Genomic DNA, 13,701 nt, shown 5'->3' with positions numbered 1-13,701 from the left:
GGCTGGGGCTGGTCGAGTAGCTGGGGCTGGTAGGGCACCGGCCGGTCGACGCGGGTGCGCTCGTGCCCGTCCCACCGCCACGGCGTGACGAGCACGGCGTCGATGCCGTCCCGGCGGGACAGCTGCGCGATCGCCAGGCCGGGGACCTGCGGGTAGCAGCCCCACTCGCGCTCGCTGGTCATCACCACATCGAGGTTGAACGCGGCGAGCAGGCCCAGGCACTTGGCCCGCGAGTCGTCGTCCACCCCGGCGAACGCCTCGTCCAGGGCGACCAGGCGGGGTGCATGCCGGTTGCCGGAGGAGTCGTAGAACGACGAGGCGGCTGCGAACAGCGGCACCGACGCCGCGAGCACCCGCTCACCACCGGATGCCGGACCGCTCGCCGGCCGCCACTGACTGTCCTGGAATCGCTGCACAGCGAACTCGTGCCAGCCGCGGTAGTCCAGGGCACGGGTCAACTGCTCGGCCCATCCGCCGGTGGTGTCCGCGCTGTGCTCCCGGTTGATCTGCTCCTGGAGGAACGCGCCGACGGCGGTCCGCTCGGCGGGGCTCCAGGCGTCGGCCGTCTGCCGCAGCAGCCGGTCGCGCACCGCGCTGAGCCCCTCGGGGGCGCTGCGGGCGACCCGCCACTGCAACCGCAGCCGCATGCCGGTCGACGTGGGCCGTTGCGCGAGGTCCGTGTTGATCCGGCGGACCTGGCTCTCGGCGTCGCTGATCAGTTCCTGCAGGGCGCCGGCCACCTCGTTCACGAGGTGGTTCTCCAGGATCTCGCGTTCCTTCGCGGACAGCAGCATCGCCCGCTGTCCGGTCTCCGCCTCCAGCGCGGCGACCAGGGCCGGGATGTCCTGCTTGCGGCCCTGGAACAGGACGTCGACCACGATCACGCCGTCGGAGACGATCATCCCGACCGAGTGGCCGTGCCGGGACAGCGCGTCGGTGAGAACCTTGTGCTCGGCCGACACCCGCTGCTGCGCCAGCTCCCACCGGCGGTCGGTGTCGTCGACGTCGTCGAGGGCGGCGTTGACCGCCCGGGCGAGCGTGATCGCAGGGTACGGCGCCCAGCCGGCAGCCGGGTCCGGGATCTCCAGGCCCGGGACGGCGACCGCGAGCAGGCCGGTGGCCGCGAACGCCCGGAGCTTCGCGACAGCCGCCTCGCGTTCGGCCGCGGCGGTGGTGATCGCCTCCCGCAACGTCTCACGCCGGCCGTGAGCCCGGCCCCGGGCGTCGAGCGCATCCCGTTCGGCGGCCCGCGCCTGCTTCTCCCGCTGCCCGCACCGGTCGAGTGCGGTGTCGACGGCGGCCAGTTTGCGGAACAGTTCGTCGACGGCGGCGCCGGCCGTCTCGACCAGGACCCGGTGACGCTCGGCGGCCGCGTCGGCCTGCGTCTGCGCCTCGGCGACCGCCTCGGCCGCCTGTTCCTGGCGTTCCAGCGTGAGGGTGAGTTCGTGTTCCGCCTCGGTCGCCGCGCGGCGGGACCGGTCCAGCGACTCCGCCGCCGGCCACAGCGCGGCCAGCTCCGCCCGATAGTCACCCAGGGCGTCCCGGACGCCGGCCAGCGCGGCCGGCTCCGCGGGCAGGCGCACGTCGCCGGCGAACTCCTCGGCCGCAGCCCGTGCCTCACCCGCGGCCTGCTGCCGGCGGGCCGCGACAGCTGCCGCCTCCTGGTGCTGGGCGTCGATCCGCCGCTTGGCCTTGTGCTCCGTGGCCAGCTGCGCGTGCGCCTCGCGCAGGTCGCCGTCGGAGGGCCGGGCCCCGTGCTCGGCGGCCAGCGAGAGCTGTCGGCCGGCCAGCTCCGCGGCGGCCGCGGCCAGTTCGTCGAGCCGTAGCTCGATCCGGGCCGCCTCGGCGCGCAGGTGGTCGAGCCGGGCCCGCCTGGCCGCCTCGCGGGCGCCCTCACCGATGTAGCCGGCGGTTTCCTTGCGCCACCCGCCGGTCAGGACCCCGTTACCGAACCGGCCGTCCACGGTGACCCAGGTCCCGATGCCCGAGGTCCCGCTGGCCGCCGGCCCGTGGGCCGCCGTCTCGTGGGCCAAGGAGTCGCCGGCCGGGCCGGGCCCACCGCGCAGGCCGATCGTCGCGAGGACGGCGGCGACCGCGGTGTCGCTCAGCCGGCCCGCGCGCGCGTCGTCGCGGTCGATCGCCGGCGTGAGCACCGCAGCCAGCCCACCCCCCGGCGCCGGCCGCCCGGGCGTGACCAGAACGTCGTCGCTGACGGGGTCGTGCAGCCGCCCGTCCGGGCCGACCCAGGCGTCGAGGATCCCGGCGGCCTCCAGCGCCGCCTCGATTCCGGCCCGGTGCTCGTCGGGCACGCCGTCGACGAAGTCGACGACCTTCCACAGCGGGGCGCCGTCCCGGCCGTCCCGCCCGTGCTCGTCGCGGGTGTGCGGGGCCGGCGGCGAGTCGTGGCCACCGGCCGCCAGCCGCTCGATCTCCTCGGCGAGCCGTTCGAGTTCCCGCCGGGCGGCCGTCTGCTCGCCGTCGAGGACGGCCTGCCGGCGGCCGAGACCGGCGGTGGCCAGCCGCGCCGCCTCGTCCACCGCGGTGGTGACCGGGTTGGGCCCGTCGAGCGTGTCCACCCAGCCGGCCAGGGCCGCCAGCGCGGCGTCCGGGTCGGCCGGCCGCAGGTAAGCGCAGCCGGCCAGGTAGGCCGTGCAGGCCGAGACGAGGCCCGCCCCGCGCTGGGCGGTCAGGTCCTCGGCCGCCGCGATCCGCTCGGCGGCGGCCTGCTGCTCGGCAGTGATCCGGTCCAGGTCGTCCCGGGCCGCGCGCAGCAACCCGTCGAGGCGGTTCACGGCGGCGCCCTGCTGCCCGACCAGGGCCTCGGCGGATCGCCGGGCGTCGCGGTACGGCGGTTCCCCGCCGTCCAGCTCGGTGAGCACCGCGGCGTGCCGGCCGGTGACCAGGGCGGCCTCGGCCGCCAGCCCGGCGGCCCGGACCGCGGCGTCGAAGCCCGCCGCGTCGGCCTGGACCGTGCGTTCCGCCCCCGTGAGCCGGCGCTTCCGGTCGCCGGCGGCCTCGGCCGCGGCCCGGCTGTCCCGGTCCCGCTGGGCGGCGAACCGGGCGAGCCGCCCGGCATCCTCCTCGGCGCCCCGCAGCGCCGCCGCGTCGCGCATCTCCGGGCTGTCCCGCAGCGCGTCCCGCCGGGCGGTCAGTGTGGCCTTCGCCTCCTCCACCTCGGTGAGCGCCTGCTGCGCGGCCGTCAGGGCCTCGACCGCCGCCTGATGCGCGGCGTCGGCCTCGGCGAGATCCCGCCCGTGCTGCTCGTAGCGGCTGTGCGCCTGTCGCGGCGGGGCGGCGTACCGTTTCGCGGCCACCCGGGCGTACCGGCGGTAGTGGGTCAGGAACGCCTGCGCCGCCGTTTCCGCCTCGGCGAGGGCGCGCAGCGTCTCCCGTTCCTCGTCCAGGCCCCGGAACGCCTCGGCCACGGTGACCACGAGCGCGGGGTCCAGCGGCGGCAACGCCTCGGTGAGTGCCCGGGAGAGCAGCTTCTCGTCGGGCTTCTTGGACAGCTGCGGCTGGCGTAGCTGGATCAGGAGGTTGACCAGGGCCTCGTACCGGTGCCCGCTGAGACCGAACAGCGCTTCGTCCACGGCACGGCGGTAGTCCGACGCGGTGTCATACACCGCGCCGTGGCCGTCGACGGCGTCTTTCAGTTTGTCCCTGGTCAGCGGCACCCGGGTCGGGCCGACCAGGGACAGTTGCGGACCGGTCCGCTGGCGGGTCACGAAGAACCAGTGCCGGACGATGCCGCGCCCGCTGACCGCCTTCAGACCGGCCCCGATCGTGCGGTACTCGGGGACGCCGTCACCGCCCAGCCGGCCGAACTCCAGCCAGGTGTAGCCGAGCCGCTCGGGATGCGGGTGCCGGCCGCCCAGCAGCAGGTTCCATTCCATCCGCTTGTTGCGGTCACCGTCCGGTTCGACCCGGTGCGCGGCCAGCTCGCCGTCCAGCAGGAACGGGAGCGTCAGCGCCAGGACCTTCGACTTGCCGGTACCGTTGTTGCCGCGCAGCAGCAGCCGCCTGTCGTGGAAGTGGAATTCTTCCACGTCGTAGTAGAAGAGGTCGACGAGGCCGGCGCGCAGCGGCTGCCAGCGGTCCTCTCGGGCCGGAACGGGAATCGCGGTCGAGGCCGGGGACGGTGTCGTGGCCGATGCCGGTGCCGATGTCGTGGACGCGCGGGTCGGTGCCGCGGGCACACGGGGCGAGGTGCTCATCGGCGGCTCGTCTTCTTCCTTCTGACCGGACCGCTTCTGACCGGACCGGCGCCGCCCGCCCGGCTGTCGTGGATCGTCGGCGCCTCGACGGCGTAGCGCGTGATCGCGGGCCGGGCGAGCACCGCCGGTGGTTCGCCGGCCTGGCCCGGCACGTCCGTGACCAGCCGCAGCGCGCAGCTTGTCCAGCGCCATGGCGAGCAGCTCGGCGTCGGCACCCGGTTCGGTGACGCCCCGCCGCCAGTAGGTGGAATGCTCGGCCGCCATCTTCCGAACGTAGCCACGCAGCCGGCCGACCGGCACCGGCCCCGCGGAATCTGGCTGGGCGGCGAGATACTCGGCGACCAGCAGGGTCACGTGGCCGTCGGTGCGCTGTTCCGGCATCCGTACGTCGGTGAGCTCGTCGTCGGGGTCGACCATCGCGATCCCTTCCGTGCGCATCTCGGCGATCAGACCGGTGGCGTCCTCGATCCGTCTGGTGATCGCCCGGCGCTGGCTGATCAGGTAGGCGCGCTCGTCCTCGGCGAGCTCGTCGTAATAGACGACGGGATCATCGAGCAGCCGGCGGGTCAACCGGTGGCGAAGCGACCGGTTGCGCAGCTCGTCGGTGTCGGGGACGGGCTCGTGGGTCAGCTCGGCGAGCCGCGCCCCGATGTCGTCGGCGTCGATGGTCGACGGGCCGCGGGTACCGGTCAGCAGCGACGCGAGCACCCTGCGGCGTACGTCGTACAACGCGTCGCCGCTGTCGCGCAGATAGGCGTCCTCCTCGCCGGCGACCCGATCCAGCACGCCGAGCGCGAGCAGCAACCGGACCACCGCCACGAGGTCGGAACGTTCGTCCCGGCGGCTGAGGGTGAAGGTGACCCCGGTGCGGGCCAGTTCCGGGTCGCTCGCCGCGACCAGCACCCCTTCGGCCAACCGGCCAAGGGTGATCTGGGTGTCCGCCGCCTCCAGCACCGACAGCGCGAGGCACAGCAGGACGTAGCGGCGCCGCCCGAACGGCGCTCGACCCTTCCCCTCCCGCGCCGGGTGCGTGTCGTCCTGGATGGTCGCCGCCGTCTTGAACAGCCGCGCCGACTCGGCGTCGACGACCAGCCGCCAGCCGGTTTCGGCGGCGAGCCACTCGCGCAGCTCGGAGGCGTGCCGGCGGACCAGCCGCAGGACCTCGTCGTCCGCGCCGGCGGTGCGTAGCGGCCCGGCCAGCAGCGCGCGCAAGGCCCTGCGCCGCGCGGCCCGGTTCTCCTCGGCGACCGAGTCCGCCGTCATCCGGACACCCGTCCGGTCTCCAGCAGCTCGAGCCGGTCCGGCCCACCGGCGAGTACGACCGGATCGAGGTCGTCCATCCGGCCATTCAGATCGTTTTGCCGGTTTCGGTCATTCCTGTCGTTCAGGCCATTCAGGCCGTTCCAGGCCGCCGGACGCGATGCCGCACCGGCCAGGTCGACGATCTCGACGGTGTGTTCCGGGCTGTCCAGGACGCCATCCTCGGTCTCGATCCGCGCCACCCCCCCGCCGGGGACGAGGGTGAGCCGGATCAGGACCGTGCCGTCGCTGGACGTGGTCTCCACCTCGGTATCGCCCGGCAGCCTGGCGGCGAGCGCGTCCCCGAGCAGGCCGAGGAACAGCCGGAACGCCTGCCGGTCCAGGACGCCGAGCTGGGACAGCAGTACCGGCCCGTCGGTGGCGAGCCGGGCCCGAGCGGACGCGGCCTGCTCCGCCTCCCGCGCGGCCTGCTCGGCGAGCAGGCCGCCGCTGCTGCGCGCGGTCCGTGACCCGGTTCGGCGTTCCGCGCCGCTCGTAGGAACCGGTCCGGCGCAGCTGCGGGCTGATCCGCATCGGCGGCGCCTCCTGCCAGGCGGCGACGGTCTCCTGGCTGACGGTGAGATGCCGGGCCGAGGCCAGGCCGAAGGCGGCCCGCCACAGCCGGTGGGCCGCCGCGTCGTCAGGGGCCTCGGCAAACCAGCGGGCGAGCGTGCGGAAGTCCGCCGACCGGTCCGAACGGCCGGTACGGCGCTCGTTGAGTGCGGCGACGGTGTCGATGAGCTGGGTGATCGCGGTGATCGCCGCGCCCCGCAACAACCGTGCCTGGGAGGGACGGCGTGAATCCGCCGACACGAACCAGTCGTGCAGGCCGCGCCAGCGGTTGCGCCAGCCGTCCAGGGCCGCGGCGACCGCGGCGTCGTAGGCGGTCCGAATCCGCTCGGCGTCGGTTCGCCCGGCTCCGGTCCGTCCGGGGTCGGATACCCCGGATACCTCGGAGTCGGATATCTCGGGCACGTCGGGCACGGCGTCGGTCGCCTCCCGACGGGCCGCGAGCAGCAGCAGGCGTTCGACGCCGGCCCCCTCGACCTGACCCAGCAGGGTGGCGATCTCCGCGCCCCGGTTCGCCAGCTCGGCGATGAACCGGTTGATGTAGTCGATGAGCCGTTGCTTGTAGGCGAGGAACGCGTCCACGCCACCGTCCGAGAAGTCGATCACTCGGCGGAGGGACGTCATGAACGCCTGAGCGTTGTCGGCCAGTCCGGTGAACCGCTCCGCCAGCCCCAGCAGCAGCAGGTGTACCTTCGCCGGGTCGAGATCGGCGGCGTCGCCGGCCGTCATCTCCACCAGGGCGCGCAGCTGGGCGGCGATGTCCTCCAGCGCCACCGACTGCAGGGCGCCCCGGCGGCCGATCGCCACCTCGTAGACGGCGATCGCCTCCTCGGCCGCCTGCCCGGCCGGGGTCAGCTGGTACAGGTAGCGCGCCCGGTGGAAGTCCGCCACCGTGGTCACCCGGCCGGTGTCCGGGTCGGCCCGCAGGTTGCCCCACTCAACGAGCTTGTCCAGCGCGGCGATGATCGACTCGGTCTGCCCTGGCCGCCCCAGGTCCGCGAGCACGTCCTCGGGGCGCATGTGGACGATGAACCGGTCCCGCGCCCGCGCGAACGTCGTCAGCACCTCCCGGTAGACGTCCGCGTTGGGGGCGCTCAGGTGCGCGAACGGCTGCCGGGGCGGCGCATCACCGCCGGCTGCCGGCCCGGTCTGTCCGTCGCTCGTCACACCGCCTAGTATCGCCCACCATGCTACTGCGTGAACGGCGGGTGACCGGCTACCAGTGACACTACTGACGCGCGTCTGACGCGCGTCTGTCTGTACCTGCTGCGGGGGTGATGTTGCTGGCTGTCGGACGGCGCTTGACGATTGCGACGGTGGCGGTATCGCTGATGATACCATTCCGGGCGTGGCTATGACCTTGCGCTTGACGGACGCCGAGACGGAGGCGTTGCGGCGCCGCTCCGAGCTGGAGCAGCGGTCGATGCAGGAGGTCGCCCGGCAGGCGATCCGGGAGTACATCGAGGCGCACAACCGTGCGGAGCTGCTGGACCGGGTGTTGGACGAGGAGCTTCCGCGGTACGCCGAGGCGCTCCGCCGGCTCGGCGAATGATCTATCTGACGCTGCCCGAACTGCTTCACGTCGCCGAACGGACGCTCGGAGCCGAGCCCCAGGTCCGAGATCATGGCCTGCTCGAATCCGCGCTGGCCCGACCGCGGGCGACCGTCTTCGGTCACGACGCGTATCCCACCCTCGACGGCAAGGCCGCTGCGCTGCTGCACTCTCTCGCCCGTAACCATGCGCTCGTCGACGGGAACAAACGCCTCGCTCTCGCCGCGCTCATCGTCTTCTATGGTCTTAACGGCCGCCGTCTGACGCTGACCAACGAGGGCGCCTACGACCTGGTGATCAGCGTCGCGGCGGGGGCGTGCGATTCTGTCGAGGAGATCACCAGGATTCTCGCGGAGGCGAGCGAACCCGGTCGATGAGAGTCGCCTCGTGGCAGCCGTCCAATGCGTCATGACCATGACGGCAGAGGCGTCACGCGACCAAGAAAATATATGCTGTGAGCTGCGTCGACACCGCTATAATGATCGAACTCTGAAGTGGTGAGACCGGACAGGCGGGGGTGGTCGTGGAGCCGCGCCAGCTGAGCCTTGAGCTCTTGTCGAGATCCGCGTCGGTCCCGCGATTGGCTTGATCTTCAGGCGTGATGGACCGGGGGACCGCGGATGTTCGGCCATCACGCCATCGGCGCGGTCTCACTCCTCGACCAGGGCGTCGTCTCCCATCACGCCGCGCAGGCTGGCGATGGCCTGCTCGAGCGCGTCGATCGTGATCTCGCGGTCGGGCGCGCTCACTTCTCCCATGGCCTCCTCGGCGAGTTCTGACCAGGCCTGCTCAATGGCGGGTACCAGCGCCTGGCCCGCATCCGTCACCACGATGCGCACCTGGCGGCGGTCGGTGGCGACCGGCTCGCGCCGGAAGTACCCGGTCTTCTCGAGTCGCGCAAGGCTGCGGGTCGCGGTCGGCGGCTCGACGCCGAGCCGGGCCGCCAGCTCCGAAATCGTCATCCCGCCGCGATCTTGGGCCAGGTGCCACAGCAGCACGTCCTGGCCGGGGTGGAGCCCGAGCGCGGCGAATCGGCGCGCCCTCGCGGCGCGGTAGAGCTTGCCCATCTTGGTCAGCGCCCGGTTGAGGCGCATGGCTTCGCCTGCGTCCACGCTGGCTATCGTATATTTACATAGTCGGCTAACATATAGCTGGCTAATAGGTGTTCGGCTAATCGTTTGGGAGGATGATTATGGATCTTGGGTTCGAGGGTCGGATCGTGTTGGTCACGGGGGCGTCAGGTGCGATCGGCGCCGCGGTCGCCAGGTTGTTCGCGCATGAGGGTGCCTACGTCGGCGTGGGCTGGCACCACAACGAAGAGGGTGCCCGGCGCCTCGTCGACGCGATCGTCCGTACGGGCGGGAAGGGGGTGGCGGTGCGGCTGGACCAGCGGGACCACGGCTCGGTCGAGGCCGCGGTGGGTGAGGTGCGGACCACGCTCGGGGAGATCACGGTCCTGGTCGCGAACGCGGTCGCATGGCCGACGGGGCCGACCGAGACGTGGGAGAGCCTCACCGACAGCCTCACCGCAAACGTCACCGGGACGATGGCAGCGGTCGGCGCCGTGCTGCCCGGCATGAGGAACGCCGGGTGGGGCCGGCTGGTGCTGGTGTCCTCGGACCTCGTCGAGCAGCCGCTGCCTGCGGCGGTCTCCTACCCCGCGGCGAAGGGATCGCTCGAGACCGCGGCCCGGGTGCTCGCGGCGCGAGAGGCGCGGTACGGCATCCTCACGAACGTCGTACGGCCCGGCTTCACCCTGACCGATCGGGCGCTGAGTGCACCGTGGCTCGGCCAGAAGGCCGTGGATGCTGAGGCAGCGAAGACGCCGACCGGCGGCATCTGCACGCCCGAGGACGTCGCCTCCGCCGTCGCCTACCTCGGGTCGGCCGCCAACAGTCACATCAACGGCGAGGTGCTGTCGGTGACGGGTGGACGGCACCTTACCCGTTAGGACCCCGCGCGTTCTTGCCGAACCGCTCAGCCGCCTCCAAGATCGCATCTTGCATTGCGGAACTGCCGGTATGGCCTGAGTCGTCGATTACCTTCAGCTCCGCGCCCGGCCATGCCTTGGCGAGCTCCCAGGCGGTCTTGAGCGGGCCGCTCAGGTCGAGTCGGCCGTGAATCAGCACCCCTGGGATCCCGGCGAGCCGGTGTATGTCGCGCAGCAGTTGGCCGTCCTCAAGCCAGGCGTCATGCGCGAAGTAGTGCACGCAGATCCGGACGAAGGCCATCATCGCGTCGTCGGCTTTGGCACTGTACTGGCCCGGCGTGCCGAGCGTTTCGTGGGCGATGACGGCGTCTTCCCAAGCGCACCAGGCCCGCGCTGCCTTGACCCGGACTGCCTCGTCCGGGCTGGTGAGCAGCCGGTTGTAGGCGGCTACAAGATTGCCATCCCGGTCGTCTGCCGGCAGCCCGTCGCGGAATGCCTCCCAGGGGGCTGGTAGCAGGCGGCCGACGCCGCGGTAGAGCCAGTCGATCTCTTCGGGCCGGGTCATGGTGACTCCGACGATGATGATCTCGGAGACTCGTTCGGGGTGGCGCTCGGCATAGGTGAGGATCAGTGTCGAGCCCCACGAGCCGCCGTAGAGGAGCCACCGGTCGATGCCCAGGTGCTCGCGTAGCCGTTCCATGTCGGCGATGAGGTGCTCGGTGGTGTTGTGCTCCAGGCTGACGGTCGGGTCGGAGGCGTGCGGCCGGCTTTCACCGCAGCCGCGCTGGTCGAACAGGACGATCCGGTAGACCTCGGGGTCGAACATTCGGCGGCTGCCGCGGCGCCCGCCGCTGCCGGGGCCACCGTGCACCCACAATGCCGGCTTCCCGGCTGGGTTGCCGCTGGTCTCCCAGTAGATCTGGTTGCCCTCGCCGACCTCGAGGAGGCCGTGCGCATACGGGTCGATGGGTGGGAACGACTGCCGCATCTGCTGCCCTTCGGAAGGGAAGACGGGAACCTGCGAGATCGCCGGTGGCTGAAGCGACTACCGTCCTGGCCGGCCAGCCTTCGCCGGATCCTCACCTGCCTGATCCCGTTCCGCCTCCTGCAGCAGGTCTGGCAGGCCTGGACCGCCACCCCGATGCCTCACCTACTCCGCGAACTGATCGACATGCTCGCCGCCGGACACCGGCTCTGTCTCTACCTACCCAGTAGATCACAAACGGGACGGTCATCAGCCCCAGCGCCGGCTCAGCTTTCGGCGGGGGGGATGTTGGGGTTGAGCCGGAATCGGTTCTCCGGGTCATAGGTGCGCTTCACTCGCCGCAGCCGCTCGACGTTGCGCCCCCAGGCCCGTGCCCGGTCGGCGTCGTCGAGATCCGCGTCGCCGCCGAAGTTGAGGTAAGTGCCCGATGCGGACCGAAGCTTGACGGCCTCGCTGTAGGCATTGCGCACCCAGCGGATGTTTGCGTCGTCTTCGGCGGGGTCCAGCCAGTTTCCGTCGATGCTCAGCAGGTACCGAGCGATGCGGTCACCGAACGCGGTTTCGGTTGTCCCTACACGTGACATGGCGCCTCCCAGGAGAGGCAGGTGCACCATCGTCGTCGGGTGCGGGCGGTCGTGGCTGATGCGCGCCACGAACGTGGTCGCGTCCTCATCGAGTCTGTCCAGGTAGACGGACTTCCAGTAGCTCTGGAGTCCGCCCTTAGGGAAGAAGGGATCGAGGGAGGATTGCGCTGTCCGGTACGACAGGGCCTGGCTCATGTCGGCAAGCGGCGTGCCAAACTCGGAAAGCGCCCGGCACGCTCGCTGACCCTCGTCCGGGGCGCCGGCATACAGGGCGGCCGTGATGAGCACGTCGCGGTTGTGCACGGCGGGCGGGAGCGTCGGTGCATCCGGCAGCGACCACAGGAGGGCACGGCTGGTGACCTCGTCAGGGACGGTGGACGTCCAGTCCTGCCAGCGGGGAAGCACCTCGGTAACGGCGTCGATCGGGTGGACGATTATGCCGTTCCAGACCATCGGGCCCAACGGATAGGCCTCGAACTCGAAGGACACCACCACACCGAAGTTGCCGCCCCCGCCACGCAACGCCCAGAACAGGTCCTCATGTTCGGTCCCGTCGCACCGTATGATCTTGCCGCTGGCTGTCACGACCTCGGCGGCGCGCAGCGCATCACAGGCCAGACCGTATTTGCGGTGGAGCCAGCCGATTCCGCCACCGAGTGTCAGACCCGCGACGCCCGTGGTCGACACGACCCCGCCAGGTACCGCGAGTCCATACAGCTGCGTCTCACGGTCGACGTCGCCCCAGGTCGCACCACCCGCCACTCGCACACGTCGCTGATCCGGGTCGACCCAGACACCCCGCATCATCGACAGATCGATCATCAAACTGTCGTCGGCCGTGCAGGTCCCGGCGATGCTGTGGCCGCCGCCGCGGACAGCGACGAGCAGGTCCCGCCTGTGGGCGAGGCTGACGGCGTCGACGACGTCGGCGGTCCCGGTGCATCGGATGATCAGACCAGGTCTGCGGTCGAGCATGGCGTTCTGGACGACTCGGATGTCGTTATACCCCAGGTCGTCCGACGTCAGAACCTGCCCGCGGAAGATCGTGCGGATCTCCTCGACCGTCTCGTCCGAGAGCGTCTGCCGTTCGCCATCCAGCGTGAGTATCTGTGCCGACATCGAGCGATCTCCCCTCATCGCTTGCCGATGTCTCCGGTGGGCATCGGTCTGCGTTACTCGCTTCTACAGGGTGACGCGACGGCTGGATCGTCGCAAAATAACCGGTGGGAGCTGCGTCATTTTCTTGATGTGGACGATCACGAAATTTCCCAGCCGTGAGGGGCTGACGGTCACGTAATTCCTCACTCCGATCACGTAATTCCCTGGGAGTGCGTGTCGGGTTTGGGCTGGTCCGCCGGTCGGAGGGGGTTTTGTGCACCCAGCCAGCACCAATGCGAACCTGAACCTGTAGGTCACCCCTGAAGGGGAGTGCCACGAAGACTGCCGGCAACCGGTCCTGTCGTGGGGTCCCGCGCCTGCCTGCTGCGGATGTTGTGTTCGGACCCGGAGTGCTTCTACTGGCCCCGTTCACCTGGAGGCGGGTTCTCCTCCGACTCGCCGGGTCGGCCCTCGGCATTCCTACGGTCGTCGCTGCCGGAAACATTGCAGATTGGGCACTTGTTTGCTGGAATGCTGTGCTTGCATTGTGCTGGCAGACTCGGCATGCCTCTTGTGGACATTAATTCTCACCTCACGTGGCCGATGTACGGTTCCGTAGCGCCCGGTTAGCGTGTTCGTCCCGCAGGATGACAGTCAGTTCGGCGAGTGCGGCCAATATTGCCACTCCGAACCCGGCCCACCGCCATCCCGTCTCTGCACCGGACAGCGGCGTGCCTGCGGAATAGGAAGCTGGCGGTGTCATGATAATGGCAACGCCTACGGCGAGCAAAACAATGCCGGCGTTGTAGGTGCGCTGGCAACGCCGGTACCATCGTGGCCAGGTTTCCATGTCGGCCCGTTGGACCTGAGCGCGTGCATGCTCGTCGACGTCGGGATCGAGATCCGAGATGCGGCCCCAGGCTTCCACGTCCTGCTTGCTGTAGAGCACGGCGCGTCCGTGGAAGCCGAACTGCACGCACGCGACGAAGGCCACACAAGCTACTACCATGGCCAGCATCGCCGCGCCTGGCCACCGAAGCGATGTGGGTGCCTGCGCGATGACGCCGAGGAGGGTCAGGGAGAACCCAGCGAGTAGCGGCGCGGCGACACCGACCTTGGTGTCGAAGGCGGCTGGCTGGCCGAAGTCACCGGGCCCGGACCATCGTGGCCCCGGGTTTCGACCAGAGGCTGGTGAATCGGGGCTGGGTGGCGATGGCGGGGGAGCGTCGGTGGCTGACATACCTGGACTCTGCCCTCGATGGTTCCGCCGCGCTGGCTCTTCTGCGCCTGACAGCGTACAACGCTGTGGGATGGCCCGATGTGAAAGCTCTGCGGAGAGTAGATACTCCTGCCGTCGAGGCGGGGGACGGGGAGTGTGAGTGGTGAGTTTCGCCCGTCGCCGCTGGTTCGACCTTCTCTGCCGAGACGTGCTTCAGCTGGCCGGCTCGTCGGCAGGCGTGAGCCACGCG

Annotated in this window: 8 protein-coding genes and 2 pseudogenes; 3 read left to right on the top strand and 7 right to left on the bottom strand. The window is 70.8% G+C overall.

The window, feature by feature from the left end; genetic code table 11:
- The 3 genes and pseudogenes from ACY45C_RS01065 to ACY45C_RS01055 form a co-directional block, all read right to left on the bottom strand.
- On the bottom strand, window positions 1-4,214 hold a 4,214-nt coding region (locus ACY45C_RS01065; RefSeq protein WP_462185834.1), incomplete at its 3' end, for a TIGR02680 family protein.
- A gap of 228 nt (window positions 4,215-4,442) precedes the next feature.
- Window positions 4,443-5,477: pseudogene (locus tag ACY45C_RS01060) on the bottom strand (TIGR02678 family protein); the annotation flags it as partial.
- A gap of 164 nt (window positions 5,478-5,641) precedes the next feature.
- Window positions 5,642-7,250: pseudogene (locus ACY45C_RS01055) on the bottom strand (TIGR02677 family protein); the annotation flags it as partial.
- 187 nt (window positions 7,251-7,437) lie between these two features.
- Here ACY45C_RS01055 and ACY45C_RS01050 point away from each other — a divergent pair.
- Window positions 7,438-7,635 carry a ribbon-helix-helix protein, CopG family gene (locus ACY45C_RS01050; protein ID WP_462185833.1) on the top strand — a complete coding sequence of 66 codons (198 nt, stop codon included), beginning with the start codon at window positions 7,438-7,440 and terminating at the stop codon, window positions 7,633-7,635.
- Complete coding sequence (locus tag ACY45C_RS01045) at window positions 7,632-8,012, top strand: type II toxin-antitoxin system death-on-curing family toxin (protein ID WP_462185803.1); 381 nt, start codon at window positions 7,632-7,634, stop codon at window positions 8,010-8,012. Before ACY45C_RS01050 ends, ACY45C_RS01045 begins: the two co-directional genes overlap by 4 nt.
- A 273-nt stretch (window positions 8,013-8,285) precedes the next feature.
- Here ACY45C_RS01045 and ACY45C_RS01040 read toward each other — a convergent pair whose 3' ends face one another.
- Entirely contained in the window at window positions 8,286-8,747 is a 462-nt protein-coding gene (locus ACY45C_RS01040) for a MarR family winged helix-turn-helix transcriptional regulator (RefSeq protein ID WP_462185802.1), read from the bottom strand.
- Between the two features lie 80 nt (window positions 8,748-8,827).
- Here ACY45C_RS01040 and ACY45C_RS01035 point away from each other — a divergent pair, with 80 nt between their 5' ends.
- Window positions 8,828-9,586: an SDR family NAD(P)-dependent oxidoreductase gene (locus tag ACY45C_RS01035; protein WP_462185801.1), complete on the top strand. Its 759-nt coding sequence runs from the start codon at window positions 8,828-8,830 to the stop codon at window positions 9,584-9,586.
- Here ACY45C_RS01035 and pip read toward each other — a convergent pair.
- The 3 genes from pip to ACY45C_RS01020 all read right to left on the bottom strand — a co-directional run bounded on the left by pip (window position 9,576) and on the right by ACY45C_RS01020 (window position 13,226).
- The gene (pip, locus tag ACY45C_RS01030; RefSeq protein ID WP_462185800.1) at window positions 9,576-10,553 is read right to left on the bottom strand and encodes a prolyl aminopeptidase; all 978 of its coding nucleotides are present in this window, start codon (window positions 10,551-10,553) and stop codon (window positions 9,576-9,578) included. The two genes, ACY45C_RS01035 and pip, sit on opposite strands and share 11 nt — an antisense overlap.
- Window positions 10,554-10,816: 263 nt before the next feature.
- On the bottom strand, window positions 10,817-12,253 hold the full coding sequence (locus ACY45C_RS01025; RefSeq protein WP_462185799.1) for an FAD-binding oxidoreductase: 1,437 nt from the start codon (window positions 12,251-12,253) through the stop codon (window positions 10,817-10,819).
- 571 nt (window positions 12,254-12,824) lie between these two features.
- Window positions 12,825-13,226, bottom strand: coding sequence for a hypothetical protein (locus ACY45C_RS01020; RefSeq protein WP_462185798.1), 402 nt, complete (start codon window positions 13,224-13,226; stop codon window positions 12,825-12,827).
- Between the last annotated feature and the right edge of the window lie 475 nt (window positions 13,227-13,701).

This window comes from Frankia sp. CcWB2 (assembly GCF_977927585.1).
The sequence above is the reverse complement of the archived record's forward strand: the minus strand, read 5'-3'. Positions and strand labels throughout refer to the sequence as shown.

Excerpts from the sequence above, each read along its gene's own strand:
- ACY45C_RS01035 (WP_462185801.1), top strand. The coding sequence starts at position 8,828 with ATGGATCTTGGGTTCGAGGGTCGGATCGTGTTGGTCACGGGGGCGTCA.
- ACY45C_RS01045 (WP_462185803.1), top strand. The coding sequence starts at position 7,632 with ATGATCTATCTGACGCTGCCCGAACTGCTTCACGTCGCCGAACGGACG.
- ACY45C_RS01025 (WP_462185799.1), bottom strand. The coding sequence starts at position 12,253 with ATGTCGGCACAGATACTCACGCTGGATGGCGAACGGCAGACGCTCTCG.
- pip (WP_462185800.1), bottom strand. The coding sequence starts at position 10,553 with ATGCGGCAGTCGTTCCCACCCATCGACCCGTATGCGCACGGCCTCCTC.
- ACY45C_RS01050 (WP_462185833.1), top strand. The coding sequence starts at position 7,438 with ATGACCTTGCGCTTGACGGACGCCGAGACGGAGGCGTTGCGGCGCCGC.